Here is a 22,955-nt window from a genome sequence, read left to right as displayed (position 1 = left end):
CCTAACCCTCAATTCTATATCCAAAACCACGTACGGTTTTTATAATCTGCGGCTTCCCATCTACACGTATTTTTTTGCGCAGGTTTTTAATATGTACATCAATGAAGTTGGACATACTGAACGGGTCGAAATCATCGCCCCATACATGTTCAGCCAGAGTGAATCGTGATACCGCCCGGTTCTGGTTGTGCAGCAGAAATTCAAGTATCGAAAACTCCTTAGCGGTCAGGGTGAGTGTTTTTCCCTCACTTCTTACCTCACGGCTTATTGTATCCAACTGGATATGTCCTGCTTCGATTACAGGGCTTGCAGATGAACTGCGTCTGAGTAGTGCCCTTACACGTGCCAGCAGTTCAGCCAGAGAAAATGGTTTTGCCAGGTAATCATCTGCCCCAAGGTTTAAACCTGTTACTTTATCTTCGATATCTCCTTTTGCTGTTAGCATCAGGACCGGGGTGGAGATGCCTGCGGCCCGCATCTCTTTGAGTACCTCAAAACCATCAATATGGGGCAGCATGATATCAAGCATGATCAGATCGTAGCTGTCGTTCCAGAGCTTTTCCAGAGCCGCTTTGCCGTCTTCTGCGGTGACCACGCTATAATGCTCTTTGGTGAGGACACTGGAGAGCCGTTCGAGCAGCTCCGGTTCGTCATCGATAACGAGAATATTCATAAGGTGTCATGTTCCTCGTTGCTTGCCAGCCTGACCACGGTGCTATTGACAGGTCTGGTTAGAACGTTCTGAGTGGTGTCTGCAAGGTCTTTGTCCTTTTCAGGAGTGTACCATGTTAGTAAACGACAATAATAGCTACCAGCTTTTTTGCCTCGCTTATTTATTGAGATTTCATGAACTTTCCCATGAGGCTGATAGTGCTCATGGAATACTTCGGGAACCAGCCATTTTTTTTCAGGAGAAATAACAAGTATGTCTCTGTTTGCGACGGTAGCCAGGGGATGCCAGTAGTTGTACATCAATGCGCCACTGCCAAAGAGGTGGCGTCCCGTTGTTTCATCAATTGAATAGCTTGTAGAGTCCTCATCAATCTGTTTATTGCGATAGAATGCAAGGCCGCTTGCTATCTTGTATTTATCGAGCCCAACCACAATGGGTCGTTCTCCTTCTTCGAGTTCGGCGTCAGTTACCTCATGTTCAATCTGGGCTGCAAGATTATCCCAACCGAAGAGAAAATCGCCGCTGGCAAAAGAAACTCCCGGTAACCCTAAGGCACAGTAATGAAGTAGGGTTCCGTAGCAGAGCGTCAGTATCACAAGGGTTTGCGGCCACATACGGGTCACTAAGCCGGGCTGTGTTCTTGATTCGCTGACCAGCGCGTAAGCAATGAACGGTAGAATAGAAAGCCAGATTGGACCTGTCCAATTGAGCTTTATTTCTTTGGTCAGACTGAAGAGGGTGAAGATTGCCAGGGGAATCAGGGCCATGGTAAGGCAGAAAAGATGGCTGGAGCGCAACTTTTCGGTATCGTTTAGCTTAAGGCGTGCAAATAATCGGCGATGCGGACGCATAACGGCGATGGCAGCGAGAAACCCGGTTGGGGTCAGCAGCACAAGAATACTCGCAATAAGTTCATGCGTTGAGAACTCGGAAGATGCTGCAATGCGTCCACTGCTCTGGAATAAAAATGATGCCCAGCCATTGTGGTAATTCCACAGGATGACAGGTGAAAAGAGTATACATGCGATGATTGCAGCCAAGTATGGCTGTGGTTTGAACAGCCATTTTCGTGCAGATCTATCTATGACCATAAACAGCAGTATGGCTGGTAGAAGAAAGCCGATAGTGTATTTGGAGGCAAGTCCGAGGCCGACCATTATACCCGCCGCATACCATGAATTGCCCCTGCCTTCCACCAGGGCCCGGTAGAGATAATAGAGCGCTCCGGCCCAACAGGCAATAAGTGGTGCATCAGGAGTGATAACGAGTGCGACACCAAAAAAAATCGGCAGGGCTGCGACCAGAATAACTGAGATGAAAGCCGTGTTTTTATCAAAAAGCGAGTGGCTCAGCTTGTACGCAAAAAATGCTGTTATGAACCAGCAGATAAAGGCACCAAAGCGTACTCCGAATTCAGTGTTGCCAAAGAGCATTGTGGATAACTTGATGATGAGTGCAACTGCTGGCGGATGGTCAAGGTAACCTGAAGCCATATGCTGGGCATAGTTCCAGTAATAGGCTTCTTCCTGAATAAGTTCAATGCTGCCTATATAAATTAATCTCAGCAGAATGGTGTAACCGATAAGCAATGAACCATAGAGTTTCCAGTTGATGAGGTTTGGCTGTCGATTATTTTTTGCACTGTCGGATACGATCATTGCCAGCGGCCAGCTCATAGAGAAACTCGTGCCTATAAACAACAGAAGCGGCAGCGAATATTCAGGAGTTTGTGGTATTTCAAACAGCGAAACACCTCCACCACGTAGAAGGAGAAGCAGGAGAACCAGCGTGAGGTAGTGAAGGTAGTGTCTAAAATCTCGGGGTGGACTGTTTGTCTGGCTCAAAGCAGGCGTGATGAAATAGCCGAGATGAGTGGCAAAGAGAAAGCTCACGATATGGCTGGTATCAGAGCCGAACCCTAGATCGGCAAGCAGGTTGAACATCGATGCGTCAATAAAGCCGAGGACAAGCGTAAGAGTGAGAAGGGTTGAATATGGCTGGATGCCGGTTCGCTTGCTGGTGAGTGAAACAAGTTGTTTGAGATAATCCAGCACCACTGGCAGCCGCATTTTGGATACACCTGAACATCGATCTTTAAACGTAATGGGTACTTCTTTAACGCGCAGATCTGTCTCTTCGGCAGCCAACAGCTCAAGACCAATCTTGAATCCGGGTAAATTATCGTCCATCACAATGAGACGTTCTCTTGCGATAGCGAAAAAACCGGCCAGCGGATCGCTGACACCAGTTATTACACATGCAGGAAAGGATGCTATACGTGAAGCGACCAGACGTTGCAGGGGCCAGTCCGGGGTGCTTCCGCCATCGGTATACCTGCTGCCGATTACCATGTCGTGGCTGTTAGCGATCAGTGGATCAATGATTGCCGGGATTGAATCCGGGGGGTGACTCAAATCTCCATCCATTACCACAATCCACTGAGTTTTTGCAGCATGGGCACCGCAAATAACAGCGCCCGCAAGCCCACGTTTATTAGTTCTTCTGATGAGTTGAACATCCAGTTTACCGATATATTGGTTAATCCGTTGGCAGGTGGCATCGGATGATCCGTCATCAATAAAAATAATTTCAGGATGTAATTCATTTTCGGCCGCCATCTTTTCAATGCTGGCTAGCAGCGGATCTATATTATCTGCTTCATTCAGGGTAGGGATAAGTATTGAGAAATCGTTCATCCGTTCTTCACCTCTGCATGGTGTTAACAGTTTTTTTATGTTCAATGAGTACCTCTTAAAAAAATTCGATTCCGTTATAGGTAGCAGGTGTAGATGAAGAAAGGATGAAGCGGGGGATGAAAGACAAGCAACCCTCTGAAATTCTGGTAAAGAATTAGTGGGGAGCCTGCAATGCAAAGTGTTTGTGTGTCATGATGAGTACAATCTCTCTATGCACAGCGCATCATTTGAAGATGATCTTCATAAAGAAAAACTTCAGATTGTTCATGTGCAGATCCTGCCCGAATATGTCTTTTTTGTAACGCATCGAAATCGGCAACAACCGTCTCCAGATGAAGATCCGAAGCCATTCGAAAACGTACTGCCTCTTTCAGTAAGATAACAAAGATGTCAGCAGCCCCGCGCAATTGGTTTGTATTAGCATTTTTTGCTTCGAGATAACCTACGGGTTCCAATTCCCAAAGTATTGCTTCTCTTTGGCATTCAGGATCCGGGAGGGCGTTTGGTTCGACGACACTCACAGAGCAATCAAGAAGCCGTGACAGGGCTGTAACAATTCTTTGTATTTCCCTGGTAGAGAAAATCTCAAAAAGCTCTAATTGTTTGTCGAATGGGAGGTCGGGATCTGGTTTTATCTGGGAACCTTTAACGATCAGTCTCGGCAAAAGATACATCACCCATGATTCCTGTTAGAAAATCATCGCTACTTACTCCGTGTTCTTCTGCTAAATTGTAGTCTTTTTCGATGTCCGTGAATACTTGCAGCAACACCTGCCTGAAGGTCTCCATAACACCGGGCCCTGTAATTGCCACAGAGAAAACGACCGGCCATGGTGCCAGCCCCCAGCGAGACATAATTTCCTCCCGAGACAGGATGTTAGTAAGGTCTCTCTTGTTGAACTGAACGACTAATGGAAGCTTTTGGAAATCGAGACCTACACGTGCTTCATTTACGGCAACATTCTGAAACAATTCACTATTATTGATAGATTGATCATTTTGCGAATCCGCCACAAAGCTGACCCCGTCAGCTCTGGAGAGTACGGCTTTGCAGGCAGAGTCATGCTGTACCTGGCCAGGAACTATGAACAGTTTGATTTTATTAATAAACCTGATGGTGTTCTAAATCCCAGGGGGAGAAGATCAAAAAAGAGTGTCCTGTCATCCTTGATTTCCATAGTCATCAACTCACCGGAAAGTTCAGGCTGCAGATAATCGTGTAAATAGATGAGATTTGTAGTTTTGCCGCTTAAGGCAGGACCATAAAAAACAAGTTTGATCGTCAGACGAGAACTGTCAGCATCAAGCTGTGCCATTGTCTTTTTCCAATAGGAGTTGTGGAGAAAATTCCCAGCTCAATATGTGCAAATTCTTCCTCAGAATGAGTTGCAAGGGGTTGCGTAGAGTGCTGTCGATTGACAGTGTTATAGTCCATCTAACATTATACGTTTTCGTCTGTTGCCTGTCGATTTGTAGGATTGTCTTGCGATAATCGTGGGTTGAAAAACATAGGTATTGCAAAATTGACTTTGGAGAAAAATGAGTTGTGAACTGAGGGTCTATGACGGTCTTGTGGGAAGTATGTTTAATTACAGGTACTATAGTCTTGCCTCTCTTCTTTGTGGTTCATGAATTATTGCCAATGTTCGGAATCTGGGCCGCAAATTAATATTTATATATTTTATTCAGATGGATAGTCACGCTCTCCTTTTCTTTTTTCTTTTCCTTGGGTAAGTATTATTCAACTATTGATGCCTAGAGAGGGAGCAAAGGAAAGTATGACAGAGCAGATGAATAGTCATCCGGCCCAGATTTTTTCCGACCACTGGCAGGCCGCCGAAAAAGACGATGCCGGAGAGGGGCAGAAGCTTGCTTTCGAGACAGCTGGTCTTGCCAAAACACTTGCCCAGCTTGCCTGGAACCCGGATAACGCTACACCGTTTACGGTTGATGTGCGCGGTGGCTGGGGCAGAGGGAAAACTACCCTCTTAAAAGAGGCTGACAGGCTGCTAACAGAAAATGGTGGCAGAGCTGCAGGAAGCAGGCATGTAAAAACACTTTGGGTAAACGTCTGGAAATACCCATCCGAAGATACTGTACTGGCGGGTTTGCTTGGTGCTTTACTTGAGAAGTTTAAAACAGATGACTGGAAGACACAACTGACTGGGCTTATCAATGCTCATAAGGGTACCCTAGCAATAAGCGTGTTGCGGATGGCAGCACCGTGGCTACCAACGAAATTTGAAGAGATTTTCAAAGCTGATCCCGTTCAGGGCCTCTCAGATGCTATTACCAGAAAACGGGCCTTTCATGATGAGTTTGAGCCGCTCTTTTGTCACCTTGCCCATTTATATCTTTTTGAAACCGATGCCATAAAGCCCACTACCGATAAAAGCTGCAGAGCCCTCTGGGAAGAAAACAGCAGGGAGGCTGTTCTGGCCATATTCCTTGATGATCTCGATCGCTGTAATGAAGATCGTGTGATGCAGGTGTTGGAAGCGATTAACCTCTTTCTTGATATGCCTGGAGTCTGCTTCTATCTCGGAATCGATTTTGAAAGGCTTAGCGAGATCCTTAAACGAAAGCTAGACAATAATGAAGACCGCGCTGCAGCATTTATGGAGAAGATTATTCAGATATCACTTCCTCTGCCGCATGTTAGCAGTGAAGGGGCACGGGATTATCTTGAATCTCTGATTAAACGAAACAGTTCATTAAAAGAAGTGATTAATGACGATGTTAAAACCATCGGTGCAATACTGGAAAACCGTAACCCTCGCCATATCAAACGATTCTTAAACGATCTGTCAATGAGACTCTCCATCCTGGAGAATACTGGAAAGCTGGGAGAAGAAAGTCCGAAGATTCCATCGAAGGCAGTGCTTGCCTGGCATATCTTTCATGAAGCGATGCCACTGGAGGCCGAAAATGCGGCTAAGCTTCAAGGTAACCTTGATTCATTCCTGAGAAAGTGGGAGAGCAATCGTAAAATATATGCCGATTCTGAAAAGCGGACTAACATCGAAAAAGATCAGCTACGTCATCATGAAAAAGGTTTTCTGGCAGGTTATCTGCAGATTATTCATGAACTCAGTGATGAGCAGAAGAAGACACTCCTGCATTTAGCTTCACCAGATGTTGAGACGATTCGTGTAGCAAAGAGAAGCTCACGATCATCTCCAAAAGGAACTGAGTGGGTGGAGATTGAACCGGGCACCTTCATGATGGGTTCTGATCTGCACGATGATGAAAAACCGGTTCAACCGGTAGCTATAGATAAATCATTTAAAATTGCCAAATATCCTGTAACGAATATCCAGTATAAGAATTATCTTGAGGCTGTTGGCAGTGAGGATTTTCCGAAGCACTGGGAGAATGGAGAAATCCCTGACGGCAAAGAGAAACACCCTGTTGTATTTGTCTCCTGGGTGGATGCTATGCAATACTGCGAATGGTTGACATCTTCACTGGGCGGTAATGATACTGTAAGATTGCCGACAGAGGCAGAGTGGGAGTATGTGGCCGCAGGTGCAGGTGAAAAACCACGCAAATATCCTTGGGGTGATAAAGAGCCGGATAAGGACAGGGCAAATTATGAGAACAATGAGGGTAACACAACCGAAGTGGATGGTTATCCTGAAGGTGCAACACCTAAAGGTGTTTTCGATATGGCTGGTAATGTCTTTGAGTGGACGTTAAGTGAGTATAAGAAGTATCCCTATCAGGACGGCGATGGTAGAAATGGTATCAAGGGTGTTAAGCCCCGTGTTGTTCGCGGCGGGTGCTTCTACCTCAATTCTAACAACCTGCGCTCTGCGAGCCGCTTCTGGTTTCAACCGATTGACCGGGACGACCTCATAGGTTTTCGAGTTGTGTTGTCCTCATTCTCATACTCTGAAAACTGAACAACCGGGAAGCTGCATTACCACGATTTCAAGCTATGAAAAACAGGGGTGGCAATTATGGCGCAGTCCGATATGGTTATATTTAATCGAACGTTTGATTGTCTGGCATGGCTGATGAATATGACCAATCATTTTCCACGTGCTCATCGTCAGACCCTGACAAAACGTTTGCTCGATGCCGCTTTCGATCTTCGTGAAAGGCTTGAGGAGGCAAATCTGCGCCGGGGGCGAAATCGCTTTTCAAGTTTACAGGGCGCCGATGAGGCGCTGGCACGGGTCAGGTTGTATGTTCGACTCGCCCACAAAATGAAATGGATGACAGATGGTCAATACTTTCATGTTAGTAGCATGCTGGTGGAAATTGGTCGTCTACTGGGTGGCTGGAGAAAGGCGTAATTGCCTGTTCCTGTCGCAGTAAAGGGGAGGGTTCAAACTATCCCGTGTTGTTCGCGGCGGGTGCTTCAACAACAATACTAACAACCTGCGCTCTGCGAACCGCAACAGGAATCAACCGAATAACCGGAACAACAACATAGGTTTTCGAGTTGTGTTGTCCACACTCTTCGGGCCGGAATTCTCGGCGGCTACGGCTTACGGGACGAGGTGAAGAATGGCGGAACCCTTCCCCGGCCGCGCCTGAAAGTATCCAGGCCGGGCAAATAGCAACAGCCCTGCACCCTGAACACATCTCTGGTGCAGGGCACTCTTTATTTGTCGATGTTTAACCGACTATGCTCAATAGAAAACCTCTATGAGGCCTTTTGTAATGCTCGCTCTAATAAGCGTGGGCGTGATACGGTTGCATGTTTTGAATATCGGCTTGAAGAGTATTTGTTTGATCTTCAACAGGGTTTGTTGCGCAAAACATATGCTCCTGGTCATTATCACAGTTTTTACATACATGAGCCTAAAAGGAGATTGATTTCAGCGTCTCCATTCAGGGATAGAGTAGTTCATCACGCGTTATGCAAGTTGCTGGAACCACTATTTGAACCGTCATTTATTTTTGACACGTACGCAAACAGGGTTGGAAAAGGAACCCATAAAGCATTGAGCAGGGCGCAGTCATTTGCGCGGCGTTACCGCTATGTACTTCAATGCGATGTAAAAAAGTTTTTCCCATCGATTGATCATCAGGTGTTGTTGTATGAAATTAGCCGAAAAATATGTGACCTTGATGTGTTATGGCTGGTCAAAATAATCCTTGATGGAGGCAAGGGCGTTCTCGATGAAGAGTATTCTATGACATTTTTTCCGGGCGATGATCTGTTAGCAACATTTCGCCCACGTGGTCAGCCAATAGGAAACCTTACCAGTCAATTCTGGGCAAACGTCTATCTCAATCCATTCGATCATTGTGTAAAACGTGAATTAGGCTGTAAAGGTTACGTGAGATATGTCGATGATTTCCTATTATTTGCAAACAGCAAAAGAGAACTCTGGTTTTACCATCAGGAAATCATAAAGCGTCTGCAACAGTTCCGATTAGAAATCCATAAAGGAACTCACCCACGCCCAGTGACGGAGGGTTTCCCCTTTCTCGGATTTCACCTCTCTCCAAATAGCAGGCGTTTGAAACGACGCAAGGGAATCCACTATCAGCGAAAACTACGCCGGATGGCTGAAGATTACGCTGATGGCAAGCTACAACTTTCAGAGGTAGACGCCAAAGTCCGGGGCTGGATCAACCACGTACGGTATGGCAACACTGTCGGCTTGCGAAAGAAATTGCTGAGATGTACAGTGTTTAGAAGAAATAACGCATCATATCAAAAAGTTAACATTCGTGAGAGTGAGCCCTATGATAGACATCGTTGACATCGCCTCTAAAACTGCCGAATATTTGGCGCCCGCGCTGCCATTCCTGCTTGAAGAAGGAAAAAGAGCAGGGAATAAAGCCCTTGAAGGTTTATATCAAAAAATTGGTGCTGATGGTTTTGATAAGACAAAAAAGCTCTTGTCAAAATTGAGGAAAAAAGATGGGATTAAACAGGCTGCAGAGCAGGTTGTTGAAGGTGATGATACGCAAGCAGCTGTTAATAATCTGAAGATGCAACTTATTGCATGTTTGGCGCAGGATCAGGATCTCGCCCAAATGGCGGACGACTGGAACAAGCAAGTGCCATCGCAGGTGAAGAACTGGGAAACTCTATTCTCTGTAAAGAATCTTACCGGTATTTTGGCAGAGGAGGTACATGCTAATACAATTGTTACCGGGAACCAGACGACCAATATAACCCATATACACCATACTGTTCCTGACGCTATATTGGCCTCAGGTGAAGCGCAGGAGGAGCACACAACGCAGCAGCAGCCTAGGGAGTTACGAAGGTATTTAGAGAAACTTCGCAACTATTGCAATGTGTTGCCTTTGTCAGTGTTGTATGAGGATGGTGACCTGAAACTCGAGAGTATCTATACAGAACTGGATACAACAACAAATCGGGCAGATATAGAGAAAAAAGGCATGCAGTTGCCAACCAGACTATTTGATGAAAGAACAGAGGAAGACCCCGAAGACATACCACTTTCTGCCAGTGATGTTGCTGCCATCTCAGACCGTCTCGTTCTGCTTGGTGGTCCGGGTAGCGGAAAATCGAGCTTTGTAAAGCAATTGGCTTCACAACTTGCAGCTGCAACATTGGGTGAGACAGAATCTGTTGCTGGCTGGAGCAGCGATGTGGTGCCGGTATTTGTTGTACTGCATGAATTTGCAACGCTCATTGCGAAGTCTGGAGTGATTGAAACCCCAGCAAAAAATAAGAATACAATTTTTTACCAACTCTTTCTCGAGTACATCAAAACGTATTTAGAGAATGCACTCATCCTTGCTGAAGATGAATACTACACATTGGTAAAGCGATTACTTGAGGATGGAAAGGTTGTATTGATTTTCGATGGTCTGGATGAAGTGCCCGATAATCAGCGTAGGCTGATCCGTGATACGGTTTCTGCTGTTACCCATTCAATTGACAGTAAATGTAAAACTCTTGTTACCTGCCGGGTTCGATCCTATGGCGATGACGTACGTTTTAGTGGCTATAAAGAATTTACTTTGGCATCTCTCAATGTCGAGAAACGGAAACTCTTTATTCGTAGCTGGTATGAAGCGTATAGAGATTGCGGAAGTATGAGTAGCGATAAGGCAGAAAATCAGATTGCTGATCTTTGTCAGAAGGTTGCTGGGGACAATCTCGGTGAGATGTCAGAGAACCCGATGATGCTGACAAACATGATCATGCTGCATCGAAAGAAAACCAGGCTGCCTGAAGAGCGGGTTCGGCTATACAAAGAAGTTGTGCTGTTGCTATTGAGCCGTTGGCAGATGAGTAATGACATTCCCGTTGGCAGAGGGCTGAAGATTCTTCTGCAGGATGAGGACAAAATATTCCGGCTTGTTAAGCGGCTGGCATACGAAGCACAGAGCAGACAGGTCGACGCTGATGATGATTTGATGCGTAAAGACCTCGTGGACTGGCTCGGTGAAAAAAAATATCTGGGGTGTTCAGGACTTGCTGATCAATTTCTTGATTATGTAGATAAACGGGCCGGATTGCTTATGGGGCTTGGTGGGGGAGATGGCGATAAACCAAAAGTTTACACGTTTCCGCATCGAACCTTCAGGGAGTATCTTGCCGGTTGCTATTTGCTGGAAAATGACCGGACCGACAGAACTGTGAGTAAATTTCGGCCACTAGTTGAACTTGGAGAGTCTTGGGCATTAGCTGTACAGCTCGGTGCTGAAGAGATGCTCTATAACCTGGAAAGAAGAAATAGCCTGCTTGATTTAATGTATAGCCTCTGTAAGGATGGTGAAAAGGAGACTATTCAAGATTGGCGTGGAGTTGTAGCGTCGGCGCGGATGGCAATGCTGTTTGATAAAAATGAGATAATGGAAGATGAAGAGGGTGGTGATACATATCTCATGCGCTTGATACCACTGTCGGTTAATGGCCTGAGGTGTGGTCTGCTTACTCCTTTTGAGCGAAATGATCTTGCAAAGTTACTGGCAGCCTTTGGTGATCCACGGTTTGACCCTGAGTGTTGTTTTCTCCCTCGTGATGAGCATTGCGGTTTTGTAAAAATTGGAGCTGGGAAATTCTTAATGGGACCTGATAACAGGGACTCAGATGAAAAGCGATGTCACGAGGTTGGGTTGGGTGACTATTATATTGGCAAGCACGTTGTAACAGTTGATCAGTACAGGCTTTATCTCAAGCATATGAAAAAAGCAATTGACCCAGAGTTGAAAGAACAGGATGGTAACTTACCAATTACGAGAGTGAGCTTTATTGATGCGATAGGCTATTGCCAGTGGTTGACCGAACAGCTAAAGGTTTCTGCGAAAACCCCTGTCGAGCTACAAGAGAGACTCCGTGATGGATGGTCTGTGACATTACCGAGCGAAGCAGAGTGGGAAAAAGCGGCACGATGGACTGATGGCAGAACATATCCATGGGGAAGTAATTTTGATGCTGGTAAAGCAAACTTCCATGAAACAGGTTTGGGTTCTACCTCGGCTGTTGGATGTTTTTATTTTGGTCACAGCGTTTACGAAATAGAAGATATGGCAGGTAATGTTTGGGAGTGGACTCGTAGTCTCTATTCTAACGACTTCCCTTATCCATATAAGCCTGAAGAGAAAAGGCGGGAAGATATACATGCATCTGATAGTGTCTCCCGTGTTGTTCGCGGCGGGTGCTTCTACAACGATACTAACTACCTGCGCTCTGCGCTCCGCTACTGGTATCATCCGGGTGGCCGGAACCTCAACATAGGTTTTCGAGTTGTGTTGTCCCCATTCTCTCAGTCTGAACGCTGAGCAAACGGGAAGTACCCTTGCCACTGAGCCAAGCGATGAAAGAAAAAGGGTGGCAATTTAAAAAATCCGATATGCTTCAAACATTGAAATGCTGACAAGTAATATATTTTACAAATTTACATATAAGGATCGACATAGATGAAAACCTCAATACAAACCAGCTGGAAAAAGAACATGGCCTTCGATTCAAATGTCGGAGGTCACAACGTTCCAACTGATGCCCCAACCGAAGTCGGTGGCGATGATTCCGCAGCAAGCCCCAAGAAACTCATGATGGTTGCTCTTTCAGGTTGCACCGGTGTTGATGTCGTAGAGATCTTGAAAAAGATGCGGGTGGAGATTGATGATTTACGTATCACTGTCGACGGTGAGCTGACAGAAGATGTGCCTTCAGTCTATACCGCTATGCACATTACCTATGAGTTCAAAGGTAAAGACCTTGATAGGAAAAAGTTGCAGAAGGCTGTTGAGCTTTCGGAAGAGAAATATTGCGGAGTTTCCATGATGTATAAGAAGATCATGGATATAACCTGGGAGATTGTTTACGAAGGGTAGAAGTAAACTGAATAACACCTGAGAATGAAAAAGAGGTTAGCAGGAAAATCCCTGCTAACCCGAATGACAAGAGTTTGAGGTGCTTTTTATCTTTTGAAACTCTGAAAAAACTCCGCATATTGAGTGTGTTTGAGTGTGAGAAAACATACTCAAATCATGCCGATATTATCAGAGGGTCACCTGCCGAGTCGTGAGCGGAAGCCTTGATCACTTCAACAGGCAATCGCAGCCAAACTTGCTTCGATAAAGAATACGTCAATTGCGTAGGTAAGCGAAATATTTGAAAAAGAAATTCATGAATATGTCCACCTTTCACGTAGGATTCTTAAAGATCATATATTATTTTTTTTGAACAGTTTATGCGCATAATCCGGATACAATTCCTTCACACAGTCCGGGCAGATACCATGGGTGAATGATGCTTCAGAGTGCTGGTCTATATACGATTCAATCTGGTTCCAATACCCTTTGTCATCTCGTATCTTTTTACAGTTTGAGCATATAGGAAGTATTCCGCGAAGTGTTTTGATTTCATCAAGTGCGTTCTGTAGATCTGCAATCAATTCTTCACGCTCTCTTTCCATTTTCCTTCGAACAGAAACATCATGGATGATAGAGCATAAAAAAGATCTACCTTTTTCTTCTATAGGCCCTATAAATACTTCGACATCGCGAATAGAGCCATCGGCAAGGCGATGTTGAGAATTGAAATAGTTTTGTTGTTCGGAACGAGCCTGGTGCAATTGACGGCGCACTATATTTCTAGGCAAGATGCTGATATCATAAAGTTTGAGACGTTTGAATTGCTTTTGGGTATATCCATAAAAGGAACATGCTGCAGGGTTGGCATCAAAAATCCTGGACGATTCCGGGTCAATCAACATCATCATTGATATATTTTTTTTAAACAGGGACTGATAGAGCTGTTCTCGCTCTCTTAATGTCTCTTCGGCCTTTTTACGCTCGGTAATGTCACGGACAATGGCCAGAAAACATTCCTCACCTTTAAATTGAATCTTTGACCCTTTCACATCAGCGTAGAAGGTTGTGCCGTCTTTTCGCCGTTCTTTTGTCTGCCCTTCAAAATGATCCGATGCAACCAGATCTTGAAAGAATTTCTCTAAAACGTGGTGCGAGTCTGGGTGAACAATAATAGAGGCGTGCATTCCTGTGAACTCTTCTTTGGAATAACCATAGGTTCTACAGGCGCTTTCATTCATGTCCTTAAAGAAGCCATTTTGATCAGCGATGAAGATGATGTCAGATATTGACTTGAATATTTTCTTATAACCGGCCTCAGTTTCCTGATGTTCCAACTCTAAATTTTTTAACTCAGTGATATCTCTTGCGCTCGGTATCAGGTAAAGAATATCACCGTTATCATCTATTACAGATTGCAGTGAAAAATCGAGGACAAAAAGCCTGCCATCTGCATCACGATGGGTTGCTTCAAAGCAGACAAGACCTGTTTCTTTCACGGTTGCTACGGCATCCCTGAGCTTTTGCTGCAACGTTTTTGAATGACGCCACCAGGGTGTTTGCCAGAACGCTTTACCAATTACTTCATTTTCTTTTGCTGCAATAAATTTCAGGGAAGACGAACTGATTGCAACAACTATTCCTTCAGGGGTAAGTATTCCCGTAAATTGAGGTGGATGTCCGGAATTATGATGTGAAGAATTTGCCATATCTGCTAATGCTTGATCCATTTCGGACATATTCCCTTCCTCTGGCCTCATATAAGATTCTCGCCTGGAGTGTCAATTTAGCCTTAGATCCCTGATTAAATGCAATGTGCTACTTTTAGATTATCATTATTCCCCGTCATATTCCAAATGGTGGGATAATGTCAGAATAAAAGGCAGTGGAGCTTTAGCAGGAGAAATATTGCTGGTTTCCATGATGTATAAGAAGATCATGGAAACCCAGGAGATTGTTCATGAAGAGTGGAAGTGCATTGAATGACAGGTGAAAATAAAAAGAGGTTAGCAGGAACATCCCTGCTAACCTCTTTTGTCTTCATCTTACCAGCTTGGTATACTAAGCATACGTGTTGAAAGTTGTCGGTGCAGTTCACGCCTCACCCCTCTCACCTGACACCTCACTCTCTTTACTCCCCGTCAAACTCACAGAATGCGTGAACCGTAATTCCCGCCTCTTTAAGCTTGGCGGAACCACCAAGATCTGGCAGGTCAATAATTGCGGCAGCTTCAATAATCTCAACACCTAGACGATTCAGCAGGCTTGCTGCGGCCAGCATGGTGCCGCCGGTAGCAATAAGATCGTCAATGAGAATAACTTTGTCGCCTTTTTTCAGCCAGTCTGTCTGGATTTCAACTTCCGCTTCACCATATTCAAGACTATATGCCTCACAAATAGTATCACCTGGAAGCTTGCCTTTTTTCCGTACAGGAATAAAGCCAGCGTTTAATTCGTAGGCAAGTGGTGCGCCGATGATAAAACCACGGGCGTCAATGCCGACTACTGCATCTATTCTGGTGGTGAAATAGCGGTGAACAAAGAGGTCTATGGTCTTTCTGAACACCAGCCGGTCTTCAAGAAGTGAACTGATATCACGAAAAACTACGCCTTCTTTTGGCCAGTCGGTAATTGAACGGATATGTTGGGTCAGATCAAATGGAGTGTCTGTCATGATTTTTTTGATATTTTGCTGAAGAGTATGAACTCCTCAATTATTGGAATGGTTATATCTGACTGGCAGATGTCATATACAGCAGGACTGCCAGCGTAGTGAGCCAACACGCATCTTAACCAGCTGCAAATTGATGTGCAATATTTTCCGTTGCTTTTATGCGATTTGTTTCAGAAGCTAGGCCAGCAATACCTTTGAGTATACAGGGGCTTAGTTATACGTTTTGCACCTCTGCTACCAGTATAAGTCATTGCAAAAAACTGAAGAGCTGTTATGTGTTAGGTATTGATTGTTGTGATGATGTATACTGGTATAATGCATACGTTAGGTATCTGATGCTTTTTGTTATCCACGAAAATATTAGGAGGGCTGTACATGAACGTGTTCGAGTTTGCAATGCAGATGGAAAAAGATGGTGAAGCCTTTTATCGTGAAATTGCTGAGAAGACCAAGAATGCTGGGTTAAAGAAAATATTTTCAACTCTGGCTGATGAGGAGGTTATTCATTACAACACATTCAAGAAATTGTATGAGAAGACATCTGCCGAGGCCGTTGAGAGTAACATCCTTGAGAAAGCAAAAAATATATTTACCGAAATTAAAGATGCGGGCGGAATTAATATAGCCGAAGAGACACCACAGGTAGATGCCTACAAAAAGGCAATGGAAGCTGAGAAAGAGGCGTATACCTTTTACGAGAAGAAGGCGGAAGAGGCTAAAGATCCAGCTGAGAAAAAAGTGCTGATGACTTTTGCCCGCGAAGAACATCGTCACTACCGTCTGCTCGAAAATGTGATTGAGTTCGTAAACCGCCCTGATGAGTGGCTGGAAAATGCAGAATTTGCAAGAATGGAAGAGTATTGAACAGTTCAAATAGTATTGAACAGTAATTCCACAAATTGCTAAAACGAGAAATCCCCCTGCACTAAAGTAAAGTGCAGGGGGATTTTTTTTGTGAAACCTGAGCTTTCAAAGCGTGGCGCTTATTTCTTGCTCATTTGCTTCTCGGCCTGTGCCTGTACAGCGGTGATCGCCACAGTGTTGACGATATCCGGAACCAGGCAGCCACGGCTCAGATCGTTCACAGGTTTTCTCAAACCCTGAAGGATCGGTCCTACAGCCACAGCATTGGCAGAACGCTGAACCGCTTTGTAGGTGTTGTTACCGGTGTTGAGGTCCGGGAATACAAAAACAGTCGCTTTACCAGCAACTTTGCTGTCCGGCATCTTGGTTTTGGCAACCAAAGGATCAACAGCCGCATCGTATTGGATAGGGCCTTCAATCTCAAAGTGCGGGAAGAGTTCTCTTGCCCGTTCCTGGGCTATCTCAGTTGCTTTGCGAACTTTTTCTACCTGCTCACCTTTGCCGGATTTACCGGAAGAGTAGGAGAGCATTGCAACAAGAGGCTGGATGCCAAAAATTGCTGCTGTTTGCGCTGAAGAGATAGCTATCTCTGCGAGTTCCTCTGCAGTTGGGTTCGGGTTAACCGCACAGTCACCGTATGCCAGAACGCGATCGTTAAGGCACATCAGGAAAACACTGGAGACGATTGAGCACTCAGGTTTTGTTTTGATGAACTGAAACGCAGGGCGGATGGTATCTGCAGTGGTGTGCATTGCACCTGAAACCATACCGTCACAATGTCCTTTGTAGAGCATCATGGTACCGTAGTAATTCAGGTCGCGCATGAGGTCACGAGCGTTGTCGCGGGTGATTCCCTTTGCTTTACGGAGATCGTAGTAGGTCTCGGCATAGTCATCAAAGCGTGATGATATTCCTGGCTCGATAATCTGTGCGTTATCAAGATGGAGACCAAGGCTGCTGATACGTTCCTTAATCCTGTCTTCGTTACCGAGCAGGGTGAGGTCAACGACTTCACGACGAAGAAGAACTTCAGCTGCCTGAAGAATTCTGTCTGTCTCACCTTCAGGAAGCACGATGTGCTGCTTGTCGGCTTTAGCGCGTTGAAGCAACTGGGATTCGAACATTTTCGGAGTGACGATAGTCGTCTTCTTCTTAATGATCTTATCGCTCAGTTCATCCATATCAATGTTCCGCTCGAACACAGCAAGAGCCTGGGTGATCTTACGGGTGTTATCAGGAGTGATCGCAGCGTGAATATTATCTACCCTGATTGCAGCCTCGAAGGTGTTTTCACTTACTGCAATGATCGGCACAGTTTCCTGAAAACCTTCAATTACTGTTTGAATCGCACGCTCAGGGACAAGTCCACCAGTCAGCATGATACCTGAAATGTTCGGCATAGACATGGAGTGAACCGCTGCGAGGCAGGCAAGCACAACGTCTGAACGGTCACCAGGAGTGATAATGAGTGTACCGTAGTCGATACGTTCCAAGAGGTTTCTGAGCTGCATCGCCGCAATTGTAAAACTTCTTACGTGACGGGTCAGATTCTCTTCACCGTAAAGGATCTCAGCGTTCAAAAGCCGCGCAACCTCTCCTACAGAGGGGTTGCCAAGGTTTTCGTCGTTGGGGATAACGTAGCTGGTACCTTTTACAGATTTTTTCAGCTCTTCTTCAACTTCTTCGACATAACTTGGATCTAAACGGTTGGCGATGGTAGCAACCAGTTCACAGGAGCGGTCTTCAAGTGACTCGTGATAGAGCTTAATAGATCTGATAAGCTCATCCGGTGTCTTCATTTTGGCACCGGCAACGAGAATAACAGGACAACCGAGGTTGTTTGCTATCTCAACGTTGACATCAAAGTCAAACGATGCGGTGGCACCTTCAAGCTCTATACCTTCGCAGAGAATGAAATCAGATTTCGCGGCCAGAGAATTATACTTGGCCATGATTCCATCCATAAGTTCCGCCTGTCTGCCGAGCGAAATAAGGTGGCTCGCTTCGGTGACCGTGTAGGCGTACATCTCCTCGTAGTCGGTACAGAGATTGTACTGACTTTTAATTAGGTTGATGGTGTTGTCGCGTTCTCCAAGTCGGTGACTCGTCTGCACGAGCGGTTTAAAGAATAATACTTTTTTGATGTTACGAGTGAGCAATTCCATCAGTCCGAGACTGATAGCGGATTTGCCGCTTCGTGGCTCTGTTGCGGCCACATACAATTTGTTTGCCATGATACCCTCTAGTGCAACTACGCTACTCTGATGAGGTGTAACACTACGTTACCCTGCATCCATTATATATTGTGGTGGGGAATATTACTCTAATCCTTCTTTGAGTTCGTCGAATTTACAGGTGAGTTTGAGGCCGTCTTCCTCAAATGATGTTCTAACTTTGTAAGGCAGTGATTTGAATAGGTTGACCATTGCTTTGTTGGTGGGAACTGTATAGGCCAACAAGCCTGCTACTCCATTATCGCGGGCCGCAATTGCAATTTTGCGCAATAGCGCTTTGCCTAGGCCCAAACCCTGGTATTCTGTATTGACGGAAAAGGCAACCTCCGCCATATTTGTATCCGCCTCAAGGAGGTATTCACCTATGGCTATCACCTTCTCAAAACCAGTCTCACCGACCAGGGCGATAAGAGCAAGCTCTCTAATATAATCAATTTGCGATTTTGTTTCCACATCAGAGCGAATAAAACTTATCTTTTCGTGAAAAAACCTGCTTACGACGTCATCTTTTTCAAGGTTGTAGTAGTGCTCCTGAAGACGCCTTTCATCAACCGGTTTGGCAGGACGAATGAATATTTTCAAGTTATCACGATAAATAAATTCTTCTAAATGAACGGGATACACTCCTTTTCCGCCTGTGCCAAGTTTGCGTTGTCTGGCTACAAGGCCCATGTCTTTTGAGTTTTCAAGCAGCTCCTCTCTGAAATCAGGGTGCGAGATACTGATAAGTGCCATAGCTCTTTCCTGCAGACTTTTACCAAAAAGATTGATAACTCCGAACTCAGTAGCCACAAAATGCATGTCACCACGCGGAACAACCACTGTTTCCCCGTCTACAGACGGGACAATGTTGGAGATTTTGCCATCAGATGAAGTTGAAGGGAGAAATATAATAGATTTACCACCCTTAGAACCGCGGGCACCGCGGACAAAATCGGGGATACCGCTCACTCCCGCATACAGTGTCTGGGGCATTGCTTCTGCAATTACCTGCCCTGTGATATCGATAGTGCGTGCCCTGTTCATGGCGACCATCCGGTTATGACGGGCGATGGTAAAAGGGTCATTCACATAATCTGAAGGGTAGAATTCTATTCCCGGATTGTCGTGGAGAAATTCATAAAGGTTCTGATTACCGAGTGCTGCTGAAGCAACAAGTTTCCCATCGTTGTAGCCTTTACACCTGTTGGTGATTACTCCCTGCGAGTAGAGATGCATTACATCTTCGGTAAGGTATTGGGAGTGAAAACCGAGATCGTTTTTGCCCTCAAGCGCCTGGGCTGTGGCCTGTGAAGCAGCATCAAGCCCTACCTGCAGGGTGGAACCGTCTTCAATAAGTCGTGAGATATGTTTGCCTATTCGGGCGGCAGTTTCAGATTGCTCAGGCGGGGAGATGGTTAAAAGGTTCTCGGTATGTTCTACGACAATATCAACCTGGTTCAAATGAATAAAGCTGTGGCCCATAACACGCGGCATATTTTCGTTAACCTGTGCTATGACAAAGTCAGCTGCCGTGGCTGCTGCAAGGGTAACATCTACAGAAACCCCAAGGCTCATCCAGCCAAAATCATCGGGGGGAGATACCTGGATTAGCGCCACATTGACAGGGAGTCTTCGACTTGTAAAGAGTTTAGGCACATCAGACATATTCATCGGTGTGATGAACCGTTTATTACGGGTAAGCATCTCCGATCTGGTAGAGCCGAGGTAGATAGAGCGGATATTAAGGCTGGCATCGTGGGTTCTGTTGGCAATCTCCGTGAGTGATGAGGTTTCATGACTCATCATTCGGACAATTTCCAGCCCAGAGAACATTTGCGAGCGTTCAGCGAGTGCTTTTACCAGTTCCTGAGGTTCACCGCAGGCGGAACCAATAAATATGCGTTGCCCATGCCTGATCTTATCGATTGCTGTAAGAGGGTCACAGACCTTTTGCACATATGTGTCAGCCCAATAGATACTTTCTGCCATGATTCAATCTCCGTAAGAATGATGCTGTAGGTGTAATACAGCCTGACGTATGTCTATTTCTGGTAAACCTATGCTACGTTATACTCTTATTGTGCACGTATTGTTTGTCAAAGTTTCATGTCTGCCATGCCATGCGTATTCTGCTCAGGCGGGCAGGGTGATTGTGAACGTGGTACTTTTTCCGGGAACTGAAGCCACCGCAATTGTTCCGCGGTGATTGTCCACTATTATGCCGTGGGCGACAGAGAGTCCCTGGCCGCTTCCTTTTCCGACCGGTTTTGTGGTGAAGAACGGATCGAAAATTTTGTCTATGATATCATCTGGAATGCCGGTCCCGTTATCGTCAATGATCACTTTGACATGATTTTCTTCTGCCAGCGTTGCTATTCGTATCCGGCCTTCTGGGTGCAGATTATCACCATATTTTTCTTCAATACTCTGGGTGGCGTTGAGAATCATATCAAGCAGTATCTGCTTAAATTTATCAGCAAGAATAGGTACAGGCATGAGGTTGTCTGCAAGATCAAGTCTCATTTCGGCAAAGGGATACCAGGCACTGTGGGAAACAGTTACTGCTGAATTGATGAGATCATTGAGGTTATGAGGCTGCATGCTATGGCTGGTAGGCTGGGCGAAATCCTTTAACGCTCCCACGGTTGAGGAAATTCGCTGAATGCCTGTTAATGCCTGGTCTATAGCCTCATGGGTTTCTGTTAATAAATTCTCAATGTCGATATCCTCAGCAAGTTTTTTTATTGATGCAACCCTCGATTCAAACGAACCTGAAGAAGAAACTTCATCAGCAAGATTCTGATAAGCGTTCTGCATCTCAGTAAGTTCCTTCAGGGCTTCCTTGAAGAAGTGGGTGTTTGTCAAAACATACTGGATTGGAGTATTGATCTCATGTGCAACTCCTGCGGCGAGTACGCCAATAGACTCAAGTCGTTTAGCCTGGACAAGCTGTTGCTCAAGCTGCAGTTCCTTAGTTATGTCTTTTTTTACCGCTACGAAACTGATTACGGTGCCTTTTTCATCTTTTACAGGAGATATTGTTGAGTCCTCCTGGTATAATGTGCCATCTTTCTTCTTATTAGTGAGTCGTCCGAACCAGACATCCCCCCGGGTAATGGTCTCCCAGAGGTTTGTGTAAAACTGATTGTCATGATACCCGCTTTGGAGGATTTTCGGTGTTTTTCCGATAACCTCCTGTTGAGAATACCCCGTCAGCTTTTCAAAAGCCGGGTTGACATACATGATTTTTCCGTTCACAGAAGTGATGATGATAGATTCGACAGCACTTTCAATTGCGGTTATGAGTCGGCTTTGCTTTCGAAGGACTTTTGCTCTTTCTTGAATTTCTTTTGTAAGACGACTGTTTGCCTGACTGAGTGCTCTTGTCCGTTCGGTGACTTTTTGTTCCAGCTGATTTTGGTAGTCTTCCAGCTGTTTCTTTATCAGATTGAGTTCATCGGTCTGTATTTGGAGTAGTAACTCCTGATAAGCAATCTGGGACAGCTCATTGGCCATGAGTCCTAGAAATGTGAGCTTTTTTTCAAAATCTTCAAGACTGTGCTTCGGCATCTTGAGAAACTCATCGACCATGAGCTCAGGATCCGCGCCTATTTTCAGTGCATATTCACGCACGGATTGTTCATCAGCATCGCCTATATCGTATTGACCTATCAGCCAGTTTCCTATGTGGCGCCCATTAACAATAATGGGTGCAGCAGCATCTGTGAACCCAATGCTTTGGCATGTATAATGAATCGGTTTTTTTGATCTGGTTGCTGCCTGGCCAAGGATTTTTCCTGATTGTATACAGTTGGCCAGACCTTTGGCTGTGGAGCGAACCATTAAGCAGACTTTCGAGTGGTTACTTGGCTCGGTGATCGCGACTCCATCAAGCGTGACGATTGTTGACGCAACCTGGTTTGCTTCGGCAAAAGCGTCTTGCAGGGCCTGTAGCTTTGCCAGAGGGATAAGGTCTGTTATTGTGAAGTTATCGTCGGTGATCCGCTGTTGTTTTTTGGAGAAGCTGCTACTCATGATGTTTACTCCTATACATGAGAACATAGAGTGATATGAGAAACACAGAACATTATATCATAACTCTGTTAATTTTGTTTGCAGCCCTACAGAGAGTATGGTTTATGATAAGTTGTGCTGAGCCTAACAATTTATTGAAACAAAAAGTGCAATCTCAAAATGTTTTTCCGTGTCTAAATAATTACGGTATAAAAGGGCTGTAGGTCCTAAGATGAAATAGGTTTCCTTGATTATGTGATGCTCCATCGTGGTGCGTCGACATGGAAGCTTTTGTTATATTTACCAATATTTTACCATCAATGACTTGATTGTAAAATCAGTCTGATTATTCTTACTGTAACATTCGGAGAGCAGGCGCAACATAACTGAGAATGTGTTGAGTGACCATGTATTGACCTTAGTCGGAGATAAGTTAGGAAATACATTGTTAAATATCCGAACTCCGGTTGTATCTGATAAATTTATAGATAAAAATAGATTGACAGGCCGGACTATGACTAAAAATTGATTTTAATCATAGTTGTTTGTTATGGTTA

17 protein-coding genes are annotated in these 22,955 nt (G+C 45.0%); 7 read left to right on the top strand and 10 right to left on the bottom strand.

What is annotated here, in order from left to right; all coding sequences use genetic code 11:
- Nucleotide 1: 1 nt before the first annotated feature.
- The 5 genes from FCL46_RS22755 to FCL46_RS28060 all read right to left on the bottom strand — a co-directional run bounded on the left by FCL46_RS22755 (nt 2) and on the right by FCL46_RS28060 (nt 4,685).
- A complete protein-coding gene (locus tag FCL46_RS22755; protein WP_136809414.1) occupies nt 2-673 on the bottom strand; it encodes a response regulator transcription factor in 672 nt (223 codons plus the stop codon).
- Nucleotides 670-3,414, bottom strand: coding sequence for a glycosyltransferase family 39 protein (locus FCL46_RS22750; protein ID WP_136809413.1), 2,745 nt, complete (start codon nt 3,412-3,414; stop codon nt 670-672). Before FCL46_RS22750 ends, FCL46_RS22755 begins: the two co-directional genes overlap by 4 nt.
- A gap of 164 nt (nt 3,415-3,578) precedes the next feature.
- Nucleotides 3,579-4,046 (bottom strand): hypothetical protein, encoded by a 468-nt coding sequence (locus FCL46_RS22745; RefSeq protein WP_167505996.1) that lies wholly within the window; start codon nt 4,044-4,046, stop codon nt 3,579-3,581.
- A complete protein-coding gene (locus FCL46_RS28065; protein WP_338032052.1) occupies nt 4,015-4,455 on the bottom strand; it encodes a hypothetical protein in 441 nt (146 codons plus the stop codon). The genes FCL46_RS22745 and FCL46_RS28065 overlap by 32 nt, the downstream gene beginning before the upstream one ends.
- Complete coding sequence (locus FCL46_RS28060; protein ID WP_217909499.1) at nt 4,452-4,685, bottom strand: hypothetical protein; 234 nt, start codon at nt 4,683-4,685, stop codon at nt 4,452-4,454. Before FCL46_RS28060 ends, FCL46_RS28065 begins: the two co-directional genes overlap by 4 nt.
- 462 nt (nt 4,686-5,147) lie before the next feature.
- On the opposite strand from FCL46_RS28060, the gene FCL46_RS22735 reads away from it, so the two are divergent.
- The 6 genes from FCL46_RS22735 to FCL46_RS22710 all read left to right on the top strand — a co-directional run bounded on the left by FCL46_RS22735 (nt 5,148) and on the right by FCL46_RS22710 (nt 12,651).
- Nucleotides 5,148-7,274: an SUMF1/EgtB/PvdO family nonheme iron enzyme gene (locus tag FCL46_RS22735; protein WP_167506004.1), complete on the top strand. Its 2,127-nt coding sequence runs from the start codon at nt 5,148-5,150 to the stop codon at nt 7,272-7,274.
- 57 nt (nt 7,275-7,331) lie between these two features.
- Nucleotides 7,332-7,670 carry a diversity-generating retroelement protein Avd gene (gene avd / locus FCL46_RS22730; RefSeq protein ID WP_136809410.1) on the top strand — a complete coding sequence of 113 codons (339 nt, stop codon included), beginning with the start codon at nt 7,332-7,334 and terminating at the stop codon, nt 7,668-7,670.
- Between the two features lie 85 nt (nt 7,671-7,755).
- A complete protein-coding gene (locus tag FCL46_RS28945) occupies nt 7,756-7,881 on the top strand; it encodes a hypothetical protein (protein ID WP_420811294.1) in 126 nt (41 codons plus the stop codon).
- 110 nt (nt 7,882-7,991) lie between these two features.
- Nucleotides 7,992-9,092 (top strand): reverse transcriptase domain-containing protein, encoded by a 1,101-nt coding sequence (locus tag FCL46_RS22720; protein ID WP_136809409.1) that lies wholly within the window; start codon nt 7,992-7,994, stop codon nt 9,090-9,092.
- Entirely contained in the window at nt 9,076-12,096 is a 3,021-nt protein-coding gene (locus FCL46_RS22715) for an SUMF1/EgtB/PvdO family nonheme iron enzyme (protein ID WP_136809408.1), read from the top strand. The genes FCL46_RS22720 and FCL46_RS22715 overlap by 17 nt, the downstream gene beginning before the upstream one ends.
- A gap of 138 nt (nt 12,097-12,234) precedes the next feature.
- Complete coding sequence (locus FCL46_RS22710) at nt 12,235-12,651, top strand: OsmC family protein (protein WP_136809407.1); 417 nt, start codon at nt 12,235-12,237, stop codon at nt 12,649-12,651.
- Nucleotides 12,652-12,983: 332 nt separating this feature from the next.
- On the opposite strand, the gene FCL46_RS22705 is transcribed toward FCL46_RS22710, so the two are convergent.
- Together FCL46_RS22705 and FCL46_RS22700 are read right to left on the bottom strand one after the other, a co-directional pair.
- On the bottom strand, nt 12,984-14,369 hold the full coding sequence (locus FCL46_RS22705) for a PAS domain S-box protein (protein WP_167506003.1): 1,386 nt from the start codon (nt 14,367-14,369) through the stop codon (nt 12,984-12,986).
- 392 nt (nt 14,370-14,761) lie between these two features.
- Nucleotides 14,762-15,304, bottom strand: a complete 543-nt coding sequence (locus FCL46_RS22700) for an adenine phosphoribosyltransferase (RefSeq protein ID WP_136809405.1) — start codon at nt 15,302-15,304, stop codon at nt 14,762-14,764.
- 375 nt (nt 15,305-15,679) lie between these two features.
- Between FCL46_RS22700 and FCL46_RS22695 the strand changes: the two genes are divergently transcribed.
- A complete protein-coding gene (locus FCL46_RS22695; protein ID WP_136809404.1) occupies nt 15,680-16,168 on the top strand; it encodes a ferritin-like domain-containing protein in 489 nt (162 codons plus the stop codon).
- 119 nt (nt 16,169-16,287) lie between these two features.
- Here the strand turns inward: FCL46_RS22695 and pta are convergent, their stop codons facing one another.
- The 3 genes from pta to FCL46_RS22680 form a co-directional block, all read right to left on the bottom strand.
- Entirely contained in the window at nt 16,288-18,402 is a 2,115-nt protein-coding gene (pta, locus tag FCL46_RS22690; RefSeq protein WP_136809403.1) for a phosphate acetyltransferase, read from the bottom strand.
- Between the two features lie 84 nt (nt 18,403-18,486).
- A complete protein-coding gene (locus tag FCL46_RS22685; RefSeq protein ID WP_136809402.1) occupies nt 18,487-20,373 on the bottom strand; it encodes a bifunctional acetyl-CoA hydrolase/transferase family protein/GNAT family N-acetyltransferase in 1,887 nt (628 codons plus the stop codon).
- A gap of 144 nt (nt 20,374-20,517) precedes the next feature.
- Complete coding sequence (locus FCL46_RS22680; protein WP_167506002.1) at nt 20,518-22,419, bottom strand: PocR ligand-binding domain-containing protein; 1,902 nt, start codon at nt 22,417-22,419, stop codon at nt 20,518-20,520.
- Nucleotides 22,420-22,955 lie beyond the last annotated feature (536 nt).

Origin of the sequence: Desulfosediminicola flagellatus, from assembly GCF_005116655.2 — a bacterium.
GTDB lineage: Bacteria > Desulfobacterota > Desulfobulbia > Desulfobulbales > Desulfocapsaceae > Desulfopila > Desulfopila flagellata.
The sequence above is the reverse complement of the archived record's forward strand: the minus strand, read 5'-3'. Positions and strand labels throughout refer to the sequence as shown.